Here is a 23,369-nt window from a genome sequence, read left to right as displayed (position 1 = left end):
CGTCGAGATCAGTACACGCCTGTCCGTCGCGAAATGGGTGAGCCGCTCGACGTCGGCGAGGACGTCACCGAGCCCGACGTTGCCCTCCCCCTGCAACAGATCGAGCATGTTCTCGGCGAAAGTGTTGAACACCTCGGGATCGGCACCCTGCAGCAGTGGCCGTAACCCGTTGAACAACTTGGTGATGTCGAATGACCCCATCGTCTTCGCGGCGGGGATGACCCGACTCGGATCGAGAGGCGCTGAGTCGTTCGGTTCGGTCGAATTGACCGTCGGCGCCACCTCCGCCTTGGTGATGGCCAGATATCGTTGGCCGACGAGATTCTGGAAGCGGATGGCGAGCTGATCTCGACCGACGAGTCGATTCTCCTGCCGCACCGTGAATGTCACGACGGCGACGCCCGACCGCTGCAGATCGATGTCGAGCACTTTCCCCACCTGCACGCCACGAACCCGGACATCGGCGTTCTTGTGCAGCCCGAACACGTCGGTGAACTCGGCGCGATAGGTCTCGACGTCGCCGCCGACGGGCCGGTTGATCGCCTGCACGATCGCGTACAGCGCGAGGATCACGACGGCCGCCACCAGCAGCAGGCGTTTCGTCGCCGACGATGCACTCCTCATGACCTGCCTCCCACCCGTGTCAGGAGTTGACTCAGCGGGGTCGCGACGGCGGGCACGACGTCGAGATTCGCGCTGACCGACAGGGTCGTGCGGCCGGTCCGCGGGTCGGTGTGGAACGCGCCGCCGAACCTGTCGACGAGCGAGCCGACCTGCGCGGGCGTCACCCCCTGCAGTGACTGGCCCAGTGGTGTGGTGAAGGCGTTCGTCAGATCCATGAACGCACCGAAGGGGGCGAGCCCGTTGAACAGTGATCCCATGCCGCCGAACAGATCTCCGATGTCTCCGATCATCTGCGCTACCTGGCGCACGTACGCATGGTCGAGCAGCAGCGGATTCGAATTGAGGACCTCGAGCGCCTTGACACCACCGGCCCCGGCGGCACCGACACCGCTGAACACATCGGCCGCGGTGGGTAACAGCGCACTGAGCCGTGTGCGCTGTCCCTGCTGCACGGTCTGCAGCGTGACCGTCGCGGCGGTCAGGAACGGCGACAACCTGACCGTCGTGTCGCTGAGCTGGTTGAGCAGATCCGACAGTTGCGGCGAGAGCACCGGGAGGGTGAACGATCCCGCGCTTCGCACCGTCGCGGTCACGGTGTAGTCCGACGGCGCCTGGGCGAGCGCGATGACGCTGCCGCCGGTCACTGCAGGCCCCGAGCCCGTCGGGTTCAGGCGTACGGCGTCGGAGCCGAACAGGTTGCGCGACACGAAGCTGACCTCCGTGTTCTCGGTCAGTTCACCCATGGCGCTCGTGTCGACGCACACCTCCATCCGGGTGACGTCGCGTCGCGAGATGTCGAGTCCGCAGACCTCGCCGACGGTCTCCCCACGGATGTCGACGGGTACGCCCTCCTGAACGCCGTCGGGCAGCGACGGCGCATCGATGGCGAAGCGGACCGTGTCGTCGCCCCCGCCGAACGGGTTCACGATGAACAGCGCCACGACGGCGACGACGACGAGAACGGCGACGACGCCGCGCTTGCGCAGCGACGCAGGAGACAGTTCGCGTGCTCTGCTCATGCGAAGTTCAGCCCCGAGTTGAGTCCCCAGAACATCAGCGACATCGCCATGTCGGCCGCGACGATCAGCACCAGGCTCGCCCGGATGGCCCGGCCGGATGCGATGCCGACGCCTTCCGGACCGCCGTGCGCGAAGAAGCCGTAGTAGGTGTGCGCGATGATCACCAGGACAGCGAAGACAACGACCTTGATCGTCGAGTACACGACGTCGACCGGGCTGACGAAGGCCTCCACGTAGCGGTCGTAGGCACCGGCCGAGTTGCCGTAGACGACGCTGACGACGATCCGTGACGAGAGGTAGGCCAGGCACAGCGAGATCAGGTAGAACGGCACGATCGCGAGGACGCCCGCGATCACCCGGGTGCCGACCACGAACGGGATCGGCCGGATCGCCTGCGCCTCGAGGGCGTCGATCTCCTCCGAGATCCGCATCGATCCGATCTCGGCCGTCATGCGACAGCCGGCCTGAGCCGCGAATCCGACGGCGGCCACGATCGGGGCCATCTCACGGGTCGCGGCATACCCGGTGATCAGGCCTGCCATCGGCGAGAGGTTCAGCGACGACAACGAGGTGACGCCGAGGATCCCGATCATGCCGCCGACCGAAACACCAAGGATGGCAAGCACACTCGCGATGCCTCCGCCGACGAGGATCGAGCCGTTGCCCCAGGTGGTCTCGGCGAACGCCGCGAGTGTCTGGTTGCGGTAGGCGCGCACCGTGTGCGGCAGGCCGGCGATGATGTCACCGACGAACGTCGCCTGGCGACCGATGTGTTCGAACGGCCGACCGGCGTCGTCGGCGACCTTCTCCAGCCGCGCGAACTTTGTGCTGGGAACGAACCCGCCAGCGCGTTGTGCCATCTCAGCTCACCACCACTGTCAGATCACCTGCGGCGGGATGAACAGTGTCGTGATCTGGGTGATGATCACGTTGATCACCATCGAGGCGACGATGCCGAGTACGACTGCGGCGTTGACCGCGTCGGCGACTCCGCGCGCCCCGCCGGCCGCTTCGAGGCCACGACGGCTGGCGATCACAACCACCACGAAACCGAAGACGACCGATTTACCCAGGCAGATCCACAGATCTGTGGTCGAGGCGTAGCTACCGAACGACTGCCAGTACGAACCGGCGATCACCCCCTGTCCGACGATCGCCACGATGAAGCTGGCAGCCACAGCGATCACGATGATGAGCACCGACAGCACCGGAGCGACCAGGATCATCGCCACCATGCGCGGCGCAACGAGGCGTCGGGTCGGATCGATGCCGAGGACCCGCATCGCGTCGATCTCCTCGCGCACCGTCCGTGCGCCGAGATCGGCCGTGATCGCCGACGCGCCTGCACCGCCGAGGAGCAGCGCGGCAGCCATGGGTGCGCCCTGTTGGATCACGCCCATGCCGCCGACCGCACCTGCCATCGACGTCGCGCCGAGGTTGCTGGTGAGGCCACCGATCTGTACGGCGATGATGACTCCGAACGGAACAGCCATGAGCAGCGCGGGCAGCACCGTGATGCTGAGCAGGAACCACGCCTGCACTGTCGCCTCCCGGATCGGAAACCGGCCGCCCACGATGTCAGTCGCTGCGATGACAGAGGTGCGTACGCCGAGCCTCACCGTGCGACCGAAGCCCTGCACACTCTGCGCCACCGGCACGCGCAACCCCCAAGAATCAATCAAGCATTTGTTTGGTTTTGAGACGCAGACTGTGCCTCGGTTTCACTTACGGTCAGTGGTGAGTATCACATATGAATACGTCCGCTGTCACACCCTCGGCGAGACAAGCGGCATCAACAGCAATAATGAAGTAGCACTCGGATCTCTGAGCTCGATACCGTCGGTGTCGAGTGTTCGCTGCAGTGAAACGCAAGTGTGGGATATGGTTCACGCATGGTGACAACAGCGGTGTCTGAACGGTCGGCCGTGACACGATGTCGACGCTGAGGTCCGCTCGGAGTCGCCGCACCCAGGAGCAGCAGCGTCAGGAGCGTCGAATCGTCGACGCGGCGTCGGCAGAATTCGTGCGTGCGGGTGTTCGCCGTGCCAGCATCGATCGGATAGCGCGCGACGCGGGTGTCAGTCGAAGCACTCTGTACCGACGATTCCCCAGCAAAGAGGCGCTTCTGACCGAAGTGGTCCTCCAATTGCAGCGGGACTTCTTCACCGCGATGGAGAACGCCGTCGGCCACCTCGACCCCCGCCAATCGGTGATCGAGGGTTTCCAGGTGGCCATCGCGCGCGCACGTTCCAGCGATCTGGTCAAGAGAATCATCGCCGACGAGCCGGGCGCCGTCGACCTGATCATCGGGCTCGACGGACCCAACATCGTCACCCTGGTCGATCAGTTCAGCGCCCGCATCGTCGAATCCCTGCGTAGCGCGGGAGCCAACATGCCCGACGCCGACCTGCGTCTCGCGGCCGAGACCATGTTCCGGCTGATCATGTCGTACGCACTGACGAGTTCGCATTCCATCGACATCGACGACCCCGACGCCCTGCGGGACTACGCGGCGAAGTTCCTCGCGCCGATGGTCTGGTAACAGACGCCCCGGATAGCACTCGGCCCCGCACTCACGAGAGTGGCGGGGCCGAGTCCTTTTCGATCAGCTGCGGATCAGCGGTAGTCGCTGCCGAACCCGTAGTCGTCGAGCGGAACCGCAGCGCCGGCCGGAGCACCGAAGGTGCCGTCCGGGCTGTAGTAGGTGTCGTCGTAGGACGGCACCGCGTAGGCGGCCGCGCGGGCCTCCTCGGTCGGCTGGACCTCGATGTTGCGGTACCGGTTGATACCCGTACCTGCCGGGATCAACTTACCGATGATCACGTTCTCCTTCAGACCGATCAGCTTGTCGCTGCGGCTGTTGATGGCCGCATCGGTCAGGACACGCGTGGTCTCCTGGAACGACGCCGCCGACAGCCAGGACTCGGTCGCCAGCGAGGCCTTGGTGATACCCATCAGCACCGGACGTCCGGCAGCGGGCTCGCCACCCTCGGACACGACCTGACGGTTCGCGGCCTCGAACTCGGCGCGCTCGGTGAGCGAGCCGGGCAGGAACTCCGTCGAACCCGAGTCGATGATCGTCACGCGACGCAGCATCTGACGCACGATGGTCTCGATGTGCTTGTCGTGGATCGACACACCCTGGCTGCGATAGACCTCCTGGACCTCGTTCACCAGGTGCACCTGCACCTGACGCGGACCCATCACACGCAGCACCTCGTGCGGGTTCGCCGAACCCTCCATGAGCTGCTGGCCCACCTCGACGTGGTCGCCATCGGCGAGAAGACGCTCGGAGCCGTCGTCGTGCTTGAAGACACGCAGACGCTGACGCTTCGAGATCTTGTCGTAGACAACCTCTTCCGATCCGTCATCGGGGATGATCGTGATCTTGTAGAAGCGGTCATCGTCTTCGAGACGAATCCGTCCGGAGACCTCCGCGATCGGTGCGACACCCTTGGGTACGCGCGCCTCGAAGAGCTCCTGGACACGCGGCAGACCACCGGTGATGTCGTCACCGACACCACCCTGGTGGAAGGTACGCATCGTCAGCTGGGTACCGGGCTCACCGATTGACTGGGCCGCGATGATACCGACGGCCTCGCCGATGTCGACGAGCTTGCCGGTGGCCATCGAACGGCCGTAGCACATTGCACACACACCGGTGCCGGTCGCACAGGTCAGGACCGAACGGACCTTGACCTGGTCGATGCCTGCAGCGAGCAGGGCCTCGATAGCCGGATCGCCCAGGTCGTGACCACGTTCGACGATGACGTTGCCGTTCTCGTCGACCGCGTCAGCGGCCAGGGTGCGGGCGTACGCCGAGGTCTCGACGTGCGCGTCGCGGATGATCGAACCGTCGGGCTGCTTCTCGCCGAGCGACACGTTGATGCCGCGCTCGGTGCCGCAGTCGGTCTCGCGGACGATGACGTCCTGGCTGACGTCGACCAGACGACGGGTCAGGTAACCCGAGTCGGCCGTACGAAGTGCCGTGTCCGCCAGGCCCTTACGAGCGCCGTGCGTGTTGATGAAGTACTCGGCGACGGTCAGACCCTCACGGAACGAGGACTTGATCGGACGCGGGATGAACTCACCCTTCGGGTTCGTCACCAGACCCTTCATGCCCGACAGGTTGCGCACCTGCGTCATGTTTCCGGTCGCGCCGGACTTCGGGATCATGGTGATCGGGTTGTCGTCGGGGTAGTAGTCCTCCATGGCCTTACCGACTTCCTCGGTGGCCTGCTTCCAGATCTCGACCAGAGCGTCACGACGCTCGTCCGGGGTGAGGGCACCTCGCTGGAACTTGCGCTCCAGACCGTCGGCCCGCTCCTCGTAACGCTCGAGGATCTCCGCCTTCGCCGGCGGCACCAGCACGTCGGCCATCGACACGGTCACACCCGAGCGGGTCGCCCAGTAGAAACCGACGTCCTTGAGCTTGTCGACGGTCTGCGCGACGACGATCATCGGGTAGCGCTCGGCGAGATCGTTGATGATCGCGGCCTGACGCTTCTTCGGCATCTGCTCGTCGACGAACGGGTACTCCACGGGCAGCAGCTCGTTGAAGAGCACGCGACCCAGCGTCGTCACGACGTCCCACGGCTGACCGTACTTCCAGCCATCCGGGAACTGCTCGGCCTCGATGTCGGCAGGCGGACGCTGATCGGTCAGGCGCACCTTGATGCGCGACTGCACGGTGAACGCACCGCGGTCGACGGCCATGATGGCCTCGGCCGGGCTCGAGTAGACGCCACGTTCAATGTCGTCGTCGGTCGCCGGGGTGTACTCGCCGGCCGCACCCTCCTTGAGGGTGGTCAGGTAGTACAGACCGGTCACCATGTCCAGACGCGGCATGGCCAACGGACGACCCGACGCTGGCGACAGGATGTTGTTCGACGACAGCATCAGGATGCGTGCCTCCGCCTGCGCCTCGGCGCTCAGCGGAAGGTGCACGGCCATCTGGTCACCGTCGAAGTCGGCGTTGAACGCCTCACACACGAGGGGGTGCAACTGGATGGCCTTGCCCTCGACGAGCTGCGGCTCGAACGCCTGGATACCCAGACGGTGCAGCGTCGGAGCACGGTTCAGCAACACCGGGTGCTCGGCGATGACCTCTTCGAGAACGTCCCACACGGCCGGGCGCTGACGCTCGACCATGCGCTTGGCGCTCTTGATGTTCTGTGCCTGGTTCAGGTCGACGAGACGCTTCATCACGAACGGCTTGAACAGCTCGAGCGCCATCAGCTTGGGCAGACCGCACTGGTGCAGCTTGAGCTGCGGGCCGACGACGATGACCGAACGGCCCGAGTAGTCGACGCGCTTGCCGAGCAGGTTCTGACGGAAACGACCCTGCTTGCCCTTGAGCAGATCCGACAGCGACTTGAGCGGACGGTTGCCCGGTCCGGTGACCGGACGACCGCGGCGGCCGTTGTCGAACAGGGCGTCGACCGACTCCTGCAGCATCCGCTTCTCGTTGTTGACGATGATCTCGGGTGCGCCGAGGTCGATCAGTCGCTTGAGGCGGTTGTTGCGGTTGATGACGCGGCGGTACAGGTCGTTGAGGTCGGAGGTCGCGAAGCGGCCACCGTCGAGCTGCACCATCGGACGGAGCTCCGGCGGGATCACCGGCACGGCGTCGAGCACCATGCCCAGCGGCGAGTTGCCCGACTGCTGGAACGCGGCGACGACCTTGAGTCGCTTGAGCGCACGCAGCTTCTTCTGGCCCTTGCCGCTACGGATGGTCTCGCGCAGCGACTCGGCCTCGGCGTCGATGTCGAAGTTCTCGAGGAGCTTCTTGATCGCCTCGGCGCCCATAGCACCGGTGAAGTACTCGCCGTAGCGGTCCTGCAGCTGGTGGTAGAGCTTCTCGTCGATGATCAGATCGCCGGGAGCGAGCTTGGTGAACTTGTCCCAGAGCTCTTCGAGTGCGTCGAGCTCACGCTGCGCGGCGTCGCGCATACGCTTCATCTCACGCTCGGCACCGTCACGCACCTTGCGGCGCACGTCGGCCTTGGCTCCCTCGGCCTCGAGCTCGGCCAGGTCGGCTTCGAGCTTCTGCTGACGCTCGGCGAGATCGGCTTCGCGCTGGTCGGCGACAGCCTTCTTCTCGACCTCCATCTCGGCCTCGAGGGTCGAGAGCTCGTTGTGGCGCAGCTCGTCGTCGACCGAGGTGATGACGTAGGCGGCGAAGTAGATGATCTTCTCGAGATCCTTCGGCGCGAGGTCGAGCAGGTAGCCCAGACGGCTCGGCACACCCTTGAAGTACCAGATGTGCGTGACCGGAGCGGCCAGCTCGATGTGACCCATCCGCTCGCGACGCACCTTGGCCTTGGTGACCTCGACGCCGCAGCGTTCGCAGATGATGCCCTTGAAGCGCACGCGCTTGTACTTGCCGCAGTAGCACTCCCAGTCGCGAGTAGGTCCAAAGATCTTCTCGCAGAACAGGCCGTCCTTCTCGGGCTTGAGCGTGCGGTAATTGATGGTCTCGGGCTTCTTGACCTCGCCGTATGACCAGTTGTGGATATCGTCGGCCGTCGCAAGACCGATTTTCAGTTCGTCGAAAAAGTTGACGTCGAGCACTTGTTACCTTTCCAGAGCTCTGTCAATAAAGGGCCGTAGGCCGCCGGTCACGAATTCCCGTGACCGGCGGCAGCGAGTGTCAGTTCGCGAGGTCGTCGACGGTGGCCGACTCGTTGCGCGACAGGTTGATGCCGAGGTTCGCGGCTGCCCGCTCGAGGTCCTCGTCATCGGTGTCGTGCATCTGGATCGCCGCACCGTCGGAGCTGAGCACCTCGACGTTCAGGCACAGCGACTGCAGCTCCTTAAGGAGCACCTTGAACGACTCGGGAATGCCCGGCTCGGGGATGTTCTCGCCCTTGACGATGGCCTCGTAGACCTTGACACGGCCGACCACGTCGTCGGACTTGATCGTCAGCAGCTCCTGCAGGGTGTAGGCAGCGCCGTACGCCTGCATGGCCCAACACTCCATCTCACCGAAGCGCTGGCCACCGAACTGGGCCTTACCGCCGAGCGGCTGCTGGGTGATCATCGAGTACGGACCGGTGGAGCGAGCGTGGATCTTGTCGTCGACCAGGTGGTGCAGCTTGATGATGTACATGTAGCCGACGGACACCGGGTACGGGAACGGCTCGCCGGAACGACCGTCGAACAGTGTCGCCTTGCCGTCGCCGTTCACCATGACCTCACCGTCGCGGTTCGGCAGCGTCGAGGACAGCAGTCCCGTCAGCTCCTCCTCGCGGGCTCCGTCGAACACCGGCGTCGCGGTGTTGGTGTCGGGCTCGGCCGAGTACATGTCCTCGGGCAGCTTCGACGCCCAGTCGGGCACACCACTCGCGACGTTGATGTTCCAGCCGGTCTTGGCGATCCACCCGAGGTGGGTCTCCAGGATCTGACCGATGTTCATACGACGCGGAACACCGTGGGTGTTCAGGATGATGTCGACCGGGGTGCCGTCGGGCAGGAACGGCATGTCCTCCTGCGGGAGGATCTTGCCGATGACGCCCTTGTTTCCGTGGCGGCCTGCGAGCTTGTCGCCGTCCTGGATCTTGCGCTTCTGCGCGACGTAGACGCGGACCAGTTCGTTGACGCCGGGAGCGAGATCGTCGTCGTCGTCGCGGCTGAAGACGCGGACGCCGATGACCTTGCCGGTCTCGCCGTGGGGCACCTTGAGCGACGTGTCGCGAACCTCGCGAGCCTTCTCACCGAAGATCGCACGCAGCAGACGCTCTTCCGGGGTCAGCTCGGTCTCGCCCTTCGGGGTGACCTTGCCGACCAGGATGTCGCCATCGCGGACCTCGGCACCGATACGCACGATGCCGCGCTCGTCGAGATCGGCGAGGACCTCATCGGAGACGTTCGGGATGTCGCGCGTGATCTCCTCGGCACCCAGCTTGGTGTCGCGGGCATCGATCTCGTGCTCCTCGATGTGGATCGACGTGAGCACGTCCTCCTCCACGAGCCGCTGGCTCAGGATGATCGCGTCCTCGTAGTTGTGACCCTCCCACGGCATGATCGCCACGAGCAGGTTCTTGCCCAGGGCCATCTCACCGTTCTCGGTGCACGGACCGTCGGCGAGAACCTGTCCGGCCTCGACGCGCTGGCCCTCGTCCACGATCGGACGCTGGTTGGCGCAGGTGCCGTGGTTCGACCGCGCGAACTTGCGCATCCGGTAGGTGTCGCGGGTGCCGTCGTCTGCCATCACGGTGATGTAGTCGGCGGAGACCTCTTCGATGACACCGGTCTTGGTCGACACGATGACGTCGCCGGCGTCGACCGCTGCACGCAGTTCCATGCCGGTGCCGACCAGCGGCGACTCGTTACGGACCAGCGGCACAGCCTGACGCTGCATGTTCGCACCCATCAGGGCGCGGTTGGCGTCGTCGTGCTCGAGGAACGGGATCATCGCGGTCGCGACCGAGACCATCTGTCGCGGCGAGACGTCGAGGTACTGGACCTCGCCCGCGCCGACGAACTCGACCTCGGAGCCCTTCTTACGGACCAGCACACGATCGTCGGTGATGGTGCCGTTCAGGTCGAAGTTGGTGTTCGCCTGGCCGATGAGGAAACGGTCTTCCTCGTCGGCGGTCAGGTACTCGATGTCGTCGGTGACGACACCGTCGATGACCTTGCGGTACGGGGTCTCGATGAAGCCGAACGGGTTGACCCGCGCGTACACCGACAGCGAACCGATCAGACCGATGTTCGGACCCTCAGGGGTCTCGATCGGGCACATGCGGCCGTAGTGCGACGGGTGGACGTCACGGACCTCGAGGCCTGCGCGCTCACGGCTCAGACCACCGGGGCCCAGCGCCGAGAGACGACGCTTGTGCGTCAGGCCCGACAGCGGGTTGTTCTGGTCCATGAACTGCGAGAGCTGCGACGTTCCGAAGAACTCCTTGATCGCCGCCACGACCGGACGGATGTTGATAAGGGTCTGCGGCGTGATCGCCTCGACGTCCTGGGTGGTCATGCGCTCACGCACGACACGCTCCATACGCGAGAGGCCGACGCGGATCTGGTTCTGGATCAGCTCACCGACGGTACGCAGACGACGGTTACCGAAGTGGTCGATGTCGTCGACCTCGATCGGAACCTCGAGGCCGTCCTGGCCCGCGACCTTGGCGAAGGACACAGTGTGCGGATCCGCCTCGTGCAGGCGAACGAGGTACTCGACGGTGGCGGCGATGTCCTCGCGGGTCAGCACCGACTCGCCCGTCATCGGGTTGTCCGTCAGACCCAACTTCTTGTTGATCTTGTAACGACCGACGCGTGCGAGGTCGTAGCGCTTCTCCTTAAAGAACAGGTTCTCGAGGAGGTTCTCCGCCGACTCACGTGTGGGGGGCTCGCCCGGACGCAGCTTGCGGTAGACCTCGAGCAGCGCCTCGTCCTGGTTGGCGGTGTTGTCCTTCTCCAGGGTGGACATCATGGTCTCGGAGAAGCCGAAGCGCTCGCTGATCTCCTCGGTCGTCCAGCCGAGAGCCTTGAGCAGCACGGTGACCGGCTGGCGACGCTTGCGATCGATGCGGACACCCACGGTGTCGCGCTTGTCGACGTCGAACTCGAGCCAGGCGCCACGGCCCGGGATGACCTTCACGGTGTGGAGGGTCTTCTCGGTTGCCTTGTCGATGGCGGCGTCGAAGTAGACGCCGGGGCTGCGGACGAGCTGCGACACGACGACACGCTCGGTGCCGTTGATGATGAAGCTGCCCTTGTCGGTCATGATCGGGAAGTCGCCCATGAAGACGGTCTGCGACTTGATCTCACCGGTGTTGTTGTTGATGAACTCCGCGGTGACGAACAAGGGCGCCGCGTAGGTCATGTCCTTGTCCTTGCACTCCTCGACGGAGGCCTTGACCTCGTCGAAGTGAGGGTCGGAGAAGGAGAGCGACATCGACCCCGAGAAATCCTCGATCGGGGACAGTTCGTGGAGGATGTCCTCCAGGCCGCCGACGGGGTTGTCCTCGCCTCGGGCGATGGCCTTGGCGCGCCACTCGGGCGAGCCGACGAGCCACTCGAAGGAATCGAGCTGGAGATCAAGGAGGCCCGGTACCTCCAAAGGCTCGCTGATCTTTGCGAACGATGCGCGATGCGGCGCATTCGGGATGGTGGTTGAGGTGGACTGGCGATCGACTGCCAAGGTGCGTCCTTCCAACACGAGGGTTCTGCCTAGCGGTGTGTTCAACAAGCGCTGCGTGGCTTGGGCCGTTCGCTGGTGACAACCTTCGATCGGCGATCACCAGGCACACACGTGACAGATATGTGGCCAGAAGGAGAATCGACAGATGGACAGGAGGCAGCCAGCGCAACGTCCAACTGTAGCAGAAAATAGACGCACTTTGTCAAGTAGCATCTGGAAACGATTTCGCACCGGTGGCTGCCTGCGCTGCAATCGCTGGACACAGATTGGCCCGCCAACGCCGCCACGTCAAGCGGTACGCGCCAATTTGTGTCAGAAAATTAGCGCCTCACCTGCGTAAGCGCAGGATCCGGCAGGTCGAGGCGCTGTGTCGGAGGTGTGCCGAAGCGTTCCGCTCGACCAATTCACTCCCGCTCGATCGACCCGATGAGCGGGAGTGAAGTCGGTATGCGACAGGATCGCCGAGCCCTGCACCCTGCACGATCAGATGTCGGCGACCTTCGCGATGAGCCAGGCGTCGCCGTGCTTTTCCATGTTCACCTGGTAGCGCGGGGTCAGGCTCTGCGTCGGCACGCCGTTCTGGGTGCCCGACAGCACCATGTTGACCACGATGACCGCGCGCGAACCGTCACCGCTACCGGTGAGATCGCGGACGCCGATCGCGTCGATCTGGCAGTCGGTCGTCGCCTTGGCCTGCTCCATCACCTGTTTGAGCGGCGCGACCTGTTTGTTGAACTGCTCGAGCGCCTCACCGGTGAGGCCGGCGCGAGCCTTGCCCGACCACTCGTCGAACTTGACTCCGGTCGCGGAGTTGGCGGTGCAGACCTTCGTCTGCGCCTGCGACACCAGCTCGCTGGTGGCGGCTTGGTCGATGAACGCCTTGTTGGAGCCGACCGATGCTCCCGGATGCAGCGCCAAGATCACCGCCGCCACGACCAGCACTCCGGTGATGACACCGAGGACTCCCAGCGTCGTCCGACTCATCCGCAGCAGCGACGACGGCGTCATGCCACGTCGAGGTGACCGCACGCTGGTCGGTGCGGTTCCGGCCGCAGGGGACGTCTTCGATGCCGCCGCGTTGGGCTTGATCGTCGACACGCGCGCGACCGGTCGGGTCTTCGCACCCGGCGCGCGGGTGTCAGGGGTGGGGCTGCCGGTGGGGTCTGCGGATTCTTCGGTGCCGTCGGCGGGTTCTGCGGTGCCGTCGGCAGGATCTGTGGTGCCGTCGGCAGGATCTGCGGTGCCGTCGCCAGGGTCCGCGGTGCCCTCGACGGAATCCGCGGTGCCCTCGACGGAATCTGCGGTGCCGTCGACGGGTTTTGCGGTGCCCTCGGCGAGATCTGCGGTGCTGTCGACGGGTTTTGCGGTGCCCTCGGCGCGATCTTCGGTGCTGTCGACGGGTTTTGCGGTGCCCTCGGCGGGTTCTACGGTGCCCTCGACGGGCGTCGACGCGCGGCCGCGGCCGGCGACGCGGGGCCGGTAGGACGATGTTCGACGCGGCGGGCGGTAACCGGGCTTGCGGGGTGGGCGTGCCATCAGTTACCCCCTCCCTGTTGTTCGCTGGGTTGTTGGCCGGATTGCTGGTTGCCCGCGCCTGCTTGTCCTGGATCGTCGACGCTGATCCCGTCGAGCGGCGAGATGTTCGACGCTTTCCAGGTGCCGTCGACCTTGGTCATGGTGACCGAGAAGCCCATCGTCTGTGTCACGCCGGCCTCGTTGTCACGCTTGGCCGTGGCGTCGACGTAGACGAGCACCTTCGCAGAACCGCCGTCGGCGTCCACCTCGGTGGGGGCCGAACGCTTGAGCCGTGACGTCAGCGTCGCCGCCTGGGGTCCGGCCTGCGTGATCTGCTGGTTGAGCGTCGACACGTCCTGCGCGGTGATCTGCTCCTTGGCCTTGCCGGTCAGTGAGCTGTCGACCCGGCGCTTCCAGTCCGCGGTGTTCTTCGGGTCAACGGTGGTGACGTTGATGATCGCCTGTTCGGCGCCCGAGACGGCCTCGTCGCGAGCGGTCTGGATCGGCTTCTCGACGAAGTACACCTCGTATGCGCGGTATCCGAAGTACGCGACACACGCCGCAGCCGCGATCATCGCGACGATGACGAGAGCACCGACCAACGGGTGGCTTCGCCACGTCGCGTCGCCGCGGTTCGCCTGCTGCTCGCGGGCCTGGGTCGGGTCAGTCATGGTGGTCATCGGGCGTCACTGTAGCGAGCACACCTGAGAGAGAGCCAATTCCGTCGACGCCCCTCGACGCCGACACGGCACGCTCGCCGGTCAGCCACCGACCCCGTCGGTGCCGAACCCACCCGGCTTGACCGGACGCACACCCATCAGGGTCGCCAACTGTGTTGCCAGCGGGGTCAGGTTGAGCTTGTCCGGATCCTTCTTCGGGGTCGAATCCCAGGGCTGGGGCGTGTCCGGGTTCGCGTACTCGACGCGCTTGGCACTGCGCACACCGGTCGGATTGCCGAACGGGACGTCGCATGATGCCTGCGTGTTGAACGGGAACTCGTCGTAGCGGATGTCGAATGTCGGGTCCTTCTTCTTGATCTGGTCGATCATGGCGTCGGTCGAACCGTAACCGCGCGTACAGGCCGCGGGGTTGTTGGTCTCCAGCACGATGCCGAAATGGATCTGTCCGTCACCGGGCGCAGGTGAGTGGCTACCGGCCGACAGCGCCGAGAGCATCGCGAACGTTCCGTTCGTCATGTAACCGGCCGGTTCGATCGTCCGTGCCACCTCGGAGAGTTGTCCGACGACCTTGCCGATGTCGCCACCGTTCTTCTGGATCAGGTTCGAGATCTGGGTCGCAGACGTCGTACCCGTCGTGAGCAGACGCCGCAGATCAGGGTCGGAGGCCGCGAGAGTCGCGGTGATGAGGTCGAGGCTGCGCGACCACGCAAGGATCTGATCGGACTGTTCGGCCTGTGTCGCGAGCACGACGTCGGCGTTGTTGATCAGCGAAATAGTCTGGTCGAGGTTGTCGACCCCGGCGCGCGACAATTTGCCGAGGGAGTCGACGAGCCGCGTCAGGTTCTCCGACTGCCCGTTGAACGCCTTGCCGAGCTCGGTGATCACCGTGTGTAGATCGTCGATCGGGATCGACTCGGTGAAGTCGATCGCCGACGACACGACGTCCTCGAGCGGGGGCGGTACCGACGAGCGCGTGATCGTCGAGTTGTCGGCGAGATACGGCGACCCCGTCGACTGCGGCTGGAGGTCGACGTACTGCTCACCGATCGCCGACCGGTTCGCGATCACAGCGACCGAATCCGCAGGAATCTTCGGCGAATTCGAGTCGATGACGAGGGCGACGTTGACGCCGTCCTTCGTGAGCTCGAGCTTGCCGACGCGACCCACCGGGATGCCCATGTAGGTCACCTCGGCGTTGGTGAAGATGCCTCCGGAATCCTTCAGCGCCGCGGTCACCGTGTAGGTGCCGATGCCCACCGTCTTGTCCAGCCTCGCGTACTTGGCACCGACGAAGGCAATCGCCACCAAACCAACGATCACGAACACGATGAGCTGGATCTTCGCCAGCCTGCTGATCATTGTCCGACCCCCAGGAGTTTCAGCGGACCGTCGATGAACCGCTGATCACTCGACGCGGGTTCAGGGAAGTTCGCGGGTTTGGCGGCCGACGCCCCACTCCCCCGCGGAACCGTCGCGGATGCCGGGTACCGACCGCCGGACGGCGGGGTGTTGGGACCCGGTGTCGCATTGGCGACCGGCGGCAGCAACGTGATCGTCGGCCACCCGTACCGCGGGCCGTTGCCGTTGATGTACGGGTTCTTCGGATTCACGGGAACGTCGTGGCGCTGCGGGGGCGAGTACTTCGGCGTCCCCTGACCGACGCCCAGCGCCTCGAGCTGGTTGAGCAGCCGCAGGTCGAGCGTCATGAACAGGTTCGTCGAATCGCCCTGGACCGCAGGCAACAACGAGTCCGGGAACGGGTGCGTCAGCATCAACGGCGCTGCGGTGATCAGATCCGGCGCCGCCTTCGCGAGCTCGGTGAGCACCGGGCGCAACGCCTTCAGGTCGGTGATCAGCGCATCATGCGAACGGCCCAGAACGTCGGTGCCCACCTGACCGAGCTTGTCGAGCTTGGTCAACAGGTCGACGAACTGCGGACGCTGCTCCTCCAGGACTGCAACGCCTGCGGGCAGTTCCTTGAGGATGCGGTCGATCTGCGTCGTCTGTGCCGCCGCACGGTCGGACAGACGGTCGAGACCGTCGATCGCGCCGAGGATGGAGTCACGCTGGCGGTTGAGGCCCGCCACGAGCGAACTGGTGTTCTCGATGAGGTCGTGGACCTTGTCTGCGCGTCCGTCGAGCGCCTTGTTCAGCTCGGTGACGATGGGCTCGAGCTGGTTGATCCCACCTCCGTTGAGCAGCATCGACAAGGCACCGAGTACCTGCTCGATGTCGGTGGCGGTCCTGGTGCGGTCGAGCGGGATCGGCATCGACTGACTCTGACGCGGCAACGATGCACTGTTCGACGGTTCGGTCAGTGCGACGAACTTCTCGCCGAGCAGTGAGGTCTGCTGGACCGCGGCTCCGGCCTGGTCCGACAGGTTGATGTCGTTCTTCACCTTCACCGTGACCAGCGCGAACCACTCGTTCTTCGGGATCTCGACACTGGTCACACGACCCACCGGGATGCCGTCGCGCTTGACGACGGACTGCGGCACGAGGTCGAGAATGTTGGAGAACTGGATCTTGTAGGTACGCGGGTTGTCGCCGACGTCGACGCCGCCGGGCAGCGGGATCGACTGGACACCGTTGGAACCACAGCCCGCGACGGTCAGCACCGCGGTCAACACGACCACTGCGGCGATGACGCCACGCCATGCGCGCGGCACGAAACCACCGAGACGCCCGGTCATCAGTTACCTCCCGACCGTGGTGCGGTCGACGGCTTCGCCGACGACGGTGCGGGGGTCGCAGGACCGGGGTTGGCCTGCGGATCAGGCGTCCCGGGAACCGTGCCGGGCACCGGATACTTCTGCAGCTTGTTGTTGCTCATGATGCCGAACGGCAACACGGGCAGGATCGGGGTGAGCACATTGTTGGTGATCTGCTTGCCGATCGCCGCGCACTGGTTGATGAAGGGCTTGAGACTGTCGCTGATCTGGTCTGCCGCAGGGTTTCCGGGCAGCAGTGCCCCGAGGTCGAACAGGCGACACGTCGTCTGAGTCGGGTCCTGCAGGTCAGGGATCGTCAGTCGCATCGCGATCGTTCCCGACTCGGCGTCGTACGCGTTGATCAGGTTGTTGATCGTCAACGGAAGCACCGTCAGCGTCTCCTTGAGACTCTGCTGCGTGTTGACCAGCGCCTGTGTCGTCGGCTTAAGGTCGTTGACTGTTTCGCCGATCTGCTCACGGTTGTCGGCGATGAACGTGGCGACATCACCGAGCGCGATCGACAGTTTGTTCAGCGCAGCCGACAACTGCTGACGCTCCCCCGCGAGGAACGTGGTGAACGACGCCATCTGATTGTTGAACTGCCGCACCTGGGAGTCGTTCTCCTTCAGTGCGCCGACGAAGACGTCGAGGTTCTTGATGGTGTCGACGATGTTGCCCCGCGAATCCGAGAGGGTGGTCGTCGCCTTCGACAGGTTCTCGATCGCCGACCCGAGCTTCTCACCGTTGCCGTCGAGGTTCTGCGCACCGACCGCGACGAGGTCGCTGACGGCTCCGTCCTTGTTGGCGCCGTTGGGCCCCAACGCGTTCGACAGCTTCTCGAGGCTGGCGTAGATCTGGTCGACCTCGACCGGGACCATCGTCTGCTTCTCGGTCAGCGTGATGTTGCGCGACGCCTTGGGTCCTCCCGAGAAGGCCGGGGTCAGCTGTACGTACCGGTCGGCGACCACGGAGGGAATGACCTGCACCGCACGGACGTCGGCAGGCAGGTCGACGCCGCGGTCGACGGTCATGGTCACCTTCACGGTCTGGCCGTCGGGGGTCACCGAGTCGACCTTGCCGACGGGCACACCGAGGACCCGGACGTCCGACCCCTTGTAGATGCCGACGGTCCGCGCGAACGTCGCGGTGATCTTGGTGGTCCCCATCGAGGTGAAGACCCACCACAGGGCGCCTGCGACGATCAGCGCCAGGATCAGTCCAAGCACGATGACGACGATGTGGCGAGGGGTGAACCAGCGGCCGGGGCCGGAGCTCTTCGACAGATCCGGGGCGGTCATCCGGTTGCCTCCGTTCCACCGTTGTTCTGGTTCGCCTGCTTGTTGGGCAGGCGGGTCGTGTTCTGCTGCGGCAGCGCGGGCGGCAACAGGTTGGTCACCACGGACTCGAACCAGCGGCCGTTACCCAACACGTTCGCGTAGAGCCGGTAGAACGGCGCCATGTAGGTGATCGTGTCCTGGAGGTTCTTGTTCTGCTCCTTGAGCAGGTCGTTGACGCCCTTCAGCGAATCGAGCGCCGGGCCGATCTGGGCCTGGTTGTCCCTGACGATCCCGCTGAGCGAATCGCTCAGGGCCGTCGTCGTTTTCAGCAACGCCGCGATGTTCTTCTGACGGTTGTTGAGTTCGTCGAGCAACTGGCCCGCACCGGCGATCAGCTTCACGAACTCCTGGTTCCTGTCGGCGAGGATCTTCGACGTGCTCTTCGTCGCCTCGAGGAGTTTCTGTACCTCCTGGTCGCGACTGGCGATCGTCTGCGACAGACGCGTGATGCCGTCGAGTGCAGGCCCGACGTCGCCGGACGTCCCGGAGAAGGTGTCTGAGATGGCCTTCATCGACGTCGCGAGCTGGTCGGTGTTCAGTGTCTCCACGGAGTCGGCGGCGTCGGAGAACGCCTCGATCACGTCGTACGGAGACACCGTGTCGGTCAACGCGACACCGGGGTCGGCGATCTTGCTGCCGCGCGGATTGAGCGAGAGGTACTTCTGACCCAACACCGTCTTGATCTGGATCGACGCCTGTGTCTGATCGCCGATCCAGGTGTTGGTGACGCGGAATTTCACGTCGACGCGGTTCCCGTCGAGCGAGACATCACTGACCTCGCCGACCTTGACTCCGGCGACACGTACCTCGGCACCCTTGCGCAGTCCTGCGGCCTCGGTGAACTTGGCGGTGTACTGCGCGCCGGCACCGACAAGCGGCAACGAGGTCAGGTAGAACGCCGACACTGCCATCATGAGCAGGACGAGGATGCCGATCGCACCGATGCTGACCGGGCTGCGATGCCCACCGAATCGCTTGTGCCCCGGCTTTTTCTGGGCTGTTCCGTCTGCCATGCTCACCCCCCTGGCTTGTTGTCTTTCCAGCAACGGCTCGCCGCGCTGGTGTAAAGGACATGGTTGATGTCGGGAAGCGGGACGACCGGCTGGGTCAGCAGCGTCGACTTACCGTTTCCTGCGACGACGTCGATGCCGCACAGATAGAACTGGAACCAGGAGCCGAAGGTCGCCGCCCGTCCGATCTTCTGCAGCTTGACCGGCAAGTTCGTGATGATCTGCGCGACGTCGTCACGGCGCTTGTTGACCTGGTCTGCCACCTGCTTGAGACCCGCGATGTCACCCTGGATGGATGGTCGCGTCGAGGTGAGGATCGACGCGGTGACCGCCGTCAGGTTGGACACCGAGGTGATCGCCGATCCGACCGACCCACGCTGTGCGGCAAGCCCCGTCACGAGCTGCTCGGTGTTGTCGAGCAGCGAGGTGAACTGGTCGTCGTTGCGGTTGACGGTGTCGAGCACCTTGGTCAGGTTCGTGATCAGATCACCGATCACGGCGTCCTTGTCTGCGATGGAGTTGGTCAGGTCCGACGTGTCGCTGATCAGGCTCGACACGCTGCTCGACTCGCCCTGGAAGACCTTGATGATCTCGTCGGAGAGCTTGTTGACGTCCTCGGGTTGCAGCTGCCGGAACAGCGGTTTGAAGCCGTTGAACAACTGGGTCAGGTTGACCGCGGGATGGGTGTTCTTCTCGTCGGGGTTCGCACCGAAGGTGTGGCCTGGGCTCACGGTCTGCGACGCGTCGCCCGCACCCTTCTCCACGGCCAGGTATCGCAGTCCGGTCAGATTGCGGTACTTGATGTAGATCTGTGCGCCCTCGGGCAGCTGACGGTCGACGTTGAAAGAGACCTCGGCACGGTTCTTGTCGTAGACCGCCACGTCGCTGACCTGACCGACGCGAACGCCGGCGATACGCACGTCGTCGCCCTTGTTGAGCATCGATGCGTCGGAGAAGACGGCCTTGTAGTCGTTGTCGGCTCCCCCGCCGATGTTGGCGATGGTCAGCGCGAGCAACGCAGTCGCGACCACTGTGATCACCGCGAACGTGATCAGTTTGGCCAACGGCCCCGCGATGGACTTCATTTGATGTGCACCTGCGCTCCCTGCAGCGGCGCAGCACCGATCATGGTGGTCCAGGTGGGCACGTCGTCGGGCTCTGTCCCGCTGGCCGCGCCATAGATCACCTTCAGCTGCGCCCGGTAGGTCGGATCGTCGAACGAGTTCTCCCGAATGGTGCCGACCGGTGTCTTGGTGAACTGCGGTTGTGGCAGCTTGTTCACCGTGGTCGGGCCGGGATTGCGTGACGGGGGCTGATACGAGCCGTCGGCGAGGCCGCCGCCCGGATACTGCGGGAAGGGGCGACCGTTGGTCGGCGGGTCGTAGCAGACCGCAGGCGCGTCCTTGTCGAAGAAGCGCGGCTCGTCCTGGTTGGGCAGGTACCTACCGCGCGGGTTGACGAACTGCAGATTCACACGCACACCGGGATTCTTCGTACCCTTGCCGACGATCTTCTCCGATTCCGGGATCAGTGTCGCGAAGTTGTGGAAGGCGCAGACGAACGTCGGTGACTGCTTGGCCAGACCCGTCAGGAAGGGCTCGGAGTCGGTGACGAGGTCGACGAGGTTGTTGCCGTTGCGCTGCAACCAGTTGGTCGTGTCGGTCGACGCCGTGCCGAGCGTGGCGATCAGCGTCCGCAGATCACCCTGGCGGTCGACGATCGTCTTGTTGGTCGTCCGGAAGGTGTCGAGCGCATCGATGACATCGGGAAGCGCCGTCGAGTAGGTCTTCGAGAACGAGGCGAGTCCGCGCAGAGTGCCCTCCAGCGAGTTCAGGTTCTTCGTCGTCGACAACCGGCCGAAGATCGTGTTGAGCTCTTCGAGGGTGGTGCCGATCTGTTCGCCGCGCCCCGATAGGGCCTGCGACAGTGCGGTCAGCGTCACGTTCAGATCCTGTGGCGGGATCGCGTCAAGCACCGGCAGCAGACGGTCGAGCAGGTCCTGGACCTCTTTCGCGTTGCCACTGGTGTCGGTCTGGATCGTCATGCCATTGGCGAGAGTCGGGCCTGCGGTCTGCTCGGGAACCTGCAACGCGACATAGCGCTCGCCGAACAGTGTCTTGGGCAGGATGCGCGCGGTAGTGTCGGCGGGCAGTTGCGCCGCCATCTCCGGCTTGAGTCCGAGGGTCACGTTGACCGTGCCGTTACCCGCGGGCTCGACGTCGCGGACCTCGCCGACCAATACGCCGCGAGCCTTCACATCGGCGTTGGTCGGCAACGCGTTGCCGACCGAATCGGTCTTGAGCGTCACGTCAGTGAAGGTCGTGAAGTCCTTGTTGAATTTCATGATCGTGAGCGCGAAGAACAGCGCGACCACCACGAAGAACACCAGTCCGAGTAACCGGCGACGAATCACGGTCATCGCCTAGCCCCCCACTCTCACCGTCGTCGTCGTGCCCCAGATGGCAAGGCCGAGAAAGAAGTCGAGCACGGCGATGAGCACCAACGCCGCTCGCACCGCGTGACCGACGGCCACACCGACGCCCGCGGGCCCACCGCTGGCGTAGTAGCCGTAGTAGCAGTGCACCAGGATGATCACGAACGCGAAGACCAGCACCTTACCGAATGACCACAGCACGTCTTCCGGCGGTAGGAACAGGTTGAAGTAGTGATCGTAGGAACCGCCCGATTGCCCGTTGAAAACAGTCGTCACCACGCGTGAAGCGAAGTACGCGGAGAGCAGCCCGAGCACGTAGAGCGGGATGACGGCGATGAAGCCCGCGATGACCCGCGTCGACACCAGGAACGGAATCGAGGGAACGGCCATCGACTCCAGTGCGTCGATCTCCTCGGAAATGCGCATGGCACCGAGCTGGGCGGTGAAACCGCACCCGACCGTCGCCGACAACGCAAGTCCTGCGACGAGCGGCGCCACCTCGCGGGTATTGACGTACGCGGACAGGAATCCCGTGAGAACCTGCGAACCGATCTGGTCGAGCGCGGCGTAACCCTGCAGCCCGACGACGACGCCGGTGAACCCGGACATCAAGACCATCACGCCGACGGTGCCGCCGATGACGGCGAGTCCGCCGGAACCGAAGGCCACCTCTGCGAGGATTCGGAGAACCTCACGCGTGTAGTGGATCAGCGTCCGGGGGATCCAGGCGAGCGTGCGTCCGTAGAACGACATCTGCTCGCCGGCACCGTCGAGGACCTTGAGCGGTTTCCCGAGCTGTTTGCGCGCCTCGTACATGTAGTACTCGGGGCGGCTCTTGGCGATAGTGACTCCACCGGCCATGGTCAGCTCCCCTTCGGCGGGACGATCTGCAGGTACACCGCAGTGATGATCAGGTTCGCCAGGAACAGCAGCAGGAACGTGATGACGACGCTCTGGTTGACCGCGTCACCGACGCCTTTCGGTCCGCCCTTCGGAGTGAGCCCCTTGTACGCGGCGACCACCCCGGCCAGCACACCGAAGACGGCAGCTTTGAGCAGGGAGACCCACAGGTCCGGTAGCTGGGCGAGCGCACCGAACGACGCCAGGTAGGCGCCGGGGGTTCCGCCCTGCACGATCACGTTGAAGAAGTAGCCACCGCCGATGCCGACCACGGCGACCAGTCCGTTGAGTAGTACGGCGACCAGGACCATCGCCAGTACACGGGGAACGACGAGACGCTGAATCGGGTTGATACCCAACACTTCCATCGCGTCGATCTCCTCGCGGATCGTCCGCGAACCGAGATCGGCGGCCACGGCGGAACCGGCCGCGCCGGCGATCAACAAGGAGGTGACCAGCGGAGATCCCTGCTGGATGACGACGAGCACAGATGCGGCACCGGTGTACGACTCCGCTCCGAGCTGCTTGATCAGTGAGCCCGTCTGCAGCGAGACGATCGCGCCGAACGGGATCGCGATGAGCGCCGTCGGAAGGATAGTCACACTCGCGATGAACCAAGCCTGCTGGATGAACTCGCGCCACTGGAAAGGACGCACAAAAGTTTGGCGTGCGACATCGACGAACAGCTGGACGATATTGCCTGTCTGGGCGAGTGCACCTTCACCGGCCCGCGCGATTCTGTCGACGCCACGCGTGGTGGCATTCGGCATTCCTAGGAGCCCCCGCCGTAGTGACGCCCACCCTCGGGCTGTTCCGACTCGATCTGCTGTGTTCTGGCTTCTTCCGGTACGGCCCACTGCTGTGTCTGAGCGTCGTCTCCGGCGTAGTCGTTGCCGTAGCCGCCGTGGTCGATCACGTCGGTCGAGGTGTCGACCATGACGCTCTCGGTGCCTGCCTGTGCTTCGCCCTCGGTGTCGGTCCATTCGACG

General features: G+C 64.7%; 17 protein-coding genes and 1 pseudogene. 1 reads left to right on the top strand and 17 read right to left on the bottom strand.

All coding sequences use genetic code 11. The annotated features are described in order from the left end of the window. The 4 genes from GOOTI_RS16180 to GOOTI_RS16165 all read right to left on the bottom strand — a co-directional run. Positions 1–624: MlaD family protein (locus GOOTI_RS16180; protein ID WP_007239688.1), on the bottom strand; the 624-nt coding region annotated here is incomplete at its 3' end. Beyond that, positions 621–1,643, bottom strand: a complete 1,023-nt coding sequence (locus GOOTI_RS16175; protein WP_007239687.1) for an MlaD family protein — start codon at positions 1,641–1,643, stop codon at positions 621–623. The genes GOOTI_RS16180 and GOOTI_RS16175, both read right to left, overlap by 4 nt. Next, positions 1,640–2,503 (bottom strand): MlaE family ABC transporter permease, encoded by an 864-nt coding sequence (locus tag GOOTI_RS16170; RefSeq protein ID WP_007239686.1) that lies wholly within the window; start codon positions 2,501–2,503, stop codon positions 1,640–1,642. Before GOOTI_RS16170 ends, GOOTI_RS16175 begins: the two co-directional genes overlap by 4 nt. 18 nt (positions 2,504–2,521) lie before the next feature. Beyond that, on the bottom strand, positions 2,522–3,301 hold the full coding sequence (locus GOOTI_RS16165; RefSeq protein WP_007239685.1) for an ABC transporter permease: 780 nt from the start codon (positions 3,299–3,301) through the stop codon (positions 2,522–2,524). Positions 3,302–3,576: 275 nt separating this feature from the next. Between GOOTI_RS16165 and GOOTI_RS16160 the strand changes: the two genes are divergently transcribed. Beyond that, on the top strand, positions 3,577–4,185 hold the full coding sequence (locus GOOTI_RS16160) for a TetR/AcrR family transcriptional regulator (protein WP_007239684.1): 609 nt from the start codon (positions 3,577–3,579) through the stop codon (positions 4,183–4,185). Positions 4,186–4,259: 74 nt separating this feature from the next. Here the strand turns inward: GOOTI_RS16160 and GOOTI_RS16155 are convergent, their stop codons facing one another. The 13 genes and pseudogenes from GOOTI_RS16155 to GOOTI_RS16095 all read right to left on the bottom strand — a co-directional run. Further along, entirely contained in the window at positions 4,260–8,216 is a 3,957-nt protein-coding gene (locus GOOTI_RS16155; RefSeq protein WP_007239683.1) for a DNA-directed RNA polymerase subunit beta', read from the bottom strand. Between the two features lie 79 nt (positions 8,217–8,295). Beyond that, positions 8,296–11,793 (bottom strand): DNA-directed RNA polymerase subunit beta, encoded by a 3,498-nt coding sequence (gene rpoB / locus GOOTI_RS16150; protein ID WP_007239682.1) that lies wholly within the window; start codon positions 11,791–11,793, stop codon positions 8,296–8,298. A 483-nt stretch (positions 11,794–12,276) separates the two neighbouring features. Then, a complete protein-coding gene (locus tag GOOTI_RS16145) occupies positions 12,277–13,329 on the bottom strand; it encodes a ribosomal eL19 family protein (RefSeq protein ID WP_007239681.1) in 1,053 nt (350 codons plus the stop codon). Beyond that, positions 13,329–13,988: a hypothetical protein gene (locus GOOTI_RS16140; RefSeq protein WP_007239680.1), complete on the bottom strand. Its 660-nt coding sequence runs from the start codon at positions 13,986–13,988 to the stop codon at positions 13,329–13,331. The genes GOOTI_RS16145 and GOOTI_RS16140 overlap by 1 nt, the downstream gene beginning before the upstream one ends. 81 nt (positions 13,989–14,069) lie before the next feature. Continuing rightward, on the bottom strand, positions 14,070–15,347 hold the full coding sequence (locus tag GOOTI_RS16135) for an MCE family protein (RefSeq protein ID WP_007239679.1): 1,278 nt from the start codon (positions 15,345–15,347) through the stop codon (positions 14,070–14,072). Beyond that, complete coding sequence (locus GOOTI_RS16130; RefSeq protein ID WP_007239678.1) at positions 15,344–16,681, bottom strand: MCE family protein; 1,338 nt, start codon at positions 16,679–16,681, stop codon at positions 15,344–15,346. Before GOOTI_RS16130 ends, GOOTI_RS16135 begins: the two co-directional genes overlap by 4 nt. After that, entirely contained in the window at positions 16,681–17,997 is a 1,317-nt protein-coding gene (locus GOOTI_RS16125; RefSeq protein WP_007239677.1) for an MCE family protein, read from the bottom strand. The genes GOOTI_RS16130 and GOOTI_RS16125 overlap by 1 nt, the downstream gene beginning before the upstream one ends. Then, positions 17,994–19,049, bottom strand: a complete 1,056-nt coding sequence (locus GOOTI_RS16120; protein WP_007239676.1) for an MlaD family protein — start codon at positions 19,047–19,049, stop codon at positions 17,994–17,996. Before GOOTI_RS16120 ends, GOOTI_RS16125 begins: the two co-directional genes overlap by 4 nt. 2 nt (positions 19,050–19,051) lie before the next feature. Continuing rightward, entirely contained in the window at positions 19,052–20,131 is a 1,080-nt protein-coding gene (locus GOOTI_RS16115) for an MCE family protein (protein WP_007239675.1), read from the bottom strand. Continuing rightward, positions 20,128–21,465 carry an MCE family protein gene (locus GOOTI_RS16110; RefSeq protein WP_007239674.1) on the bottom strand — a complete coding sequence of 446 codons (1,338 nt, stop codon included), beginning with the start codon at positions 21,463–21,465 and terminating at the stop codon, positions 20,128–20,130. The genes GOOTI_RS16115 and GOOTI_RS16110 overlap by 4 nt, the downstream gene beginning before the upstream one ends. A 3-nt stretch (positions 21,466–21,468) precedes the next feature. Then, positions 21,469–22,341, bottom strand: a complete 873-nt coding sequence (locus tag GOOTI_RS16105) for an MlaE family ABC transporter permease (protein WP_007239673.1) — start codon at positions 22,339–22,341, stop codon at positions 21,469–21,471. 2 nt (positions 22,342–22,343) lie between these two features. Then, a complete protein-coding gene (locus tag GOOTI_RS16100; RefSeq protein ID WP_007239672.1) occupies positions 22,344–23,150 on the bottom strand; it encodes an MlaE family ABC transporter permease in 807 nt (268 codons plus the stop codon). A 2-nt stretch (positions 23,151–23,152) separates the two neighbouring features. Continuing rightward, a pseudogene (locus GOOTI_RS16095) lies at positions 23,153–23,369 on the bottom strand (ABC transporter ATP-binding protein); the annotation flags it as partial.

Source organism: Gordonia otitidis NBRC 100426 (assembly GCF_000248075.1).
Lineage (GTDB): Bacteria > Actinomycetota > Actinomycetes > Mycobacteriales > Mycobacteriaceae > Gordonia > Gordonia otitidis.
This window is presented reverse-complemented; position numbering and strand designations above follow the sequence as displayed.

Bases quoted from the DNA above. Each gene is read 5' to 3' on its own strand.
- GOOTI_RS16175 (WP_007239687.1), bottom strand. From the start codon at position 1,643: ATGAGCAGAGCACGCGAACTGTCTCCTGCGTCGCTGCGCAAGCGCGGC.
- GOOTI_RS16170 (WP_007239686.1), bottom strand. From the start codon at position 2,503: ATGGCACAACGCGCTGGCGGGTTCGTTCCCAGCACAAAGTTCGCGCGG.
- GOOTI_RS16160 (WP_007239684.1), top strand. From the start codon at position 3,577: ATGTCGACGCTGAGGTCCGCTCGGAGTCGCCGCACCCAGGAGCAGCAG.
- GOOTI_RS16145 (WP_007239681.1), bottom strand. From the start codon at position 13,329: ATGGCACGCCCACCCCGCAAGCCCGGTTACCGCCCGCCGCGTCGAACA.
- GOOTI_RS16140 (WP_007239680.1), bottom strand. From the start codon at position 13,988: ATGACCACCATGACTGACCCGACCCAGGCCCGCGAGCAGCAGGCGAAC.
- GOOTI_RS16135 (WP_007239679.1), bottom strand. From the start codon at position 15,347: ATGATCAGCAGGCTGGCGAAGATCCAGCTCATCGTGTTCGTGATCGTT.
- GOOTI_RS16130 (WP_007239678.1), bottom strand. From the start codon at position 16,681: ATGACCGGGCGTCTCGGTGGTTTCGTGCCGCGCGCATGGCGTGGCGTC.
- GOOTI_RS16125 (WP_007239677.1), bottom strand. From the start codon at position 17,997: ATGACCGCCCCGGATCTGTCGAAGAGCTCCGGCCCCGGCCGCTGGTTC.
- GOOTI_RS16120 (WP_007239676.1), bottom strand. From the start codon at position 19,049: ATGGCAGACGGAACAGCCCAGAAAAAGCCGGGGCACAAGCGATTCGGT.
- GOOTI_RS16115 (WP_007239675.1), bottom strand. From the start codon at position 20,131: ATGAAGTCCATCGCGGGGCCGTTGGCCAAACTGATCACGTTCGCGGTG.
- GOOTI_RS16110 (WP_007239674.1), bottom strand. From the start codon at position 21,465: ATGACCGTGATTCGTCGCCGGTTACTCGGACTGGTGTTCTTCGTGGTG.
- GOOTI_RS16105 (WP_007239673.1), bottom strand. From the start codon at position 22,341: ATGGCCGGTGGAGTCACTATCGCCAAGAGCCGCCCCGAGTACTACATG.
- GOOTI_RS16100 (WP_007239672.1), bottom strand. From the start codon at position 23,150: ATGCCGAATGCCACCACGCGTGGCGTCGACAGAATCGCGCGGGCCGGT.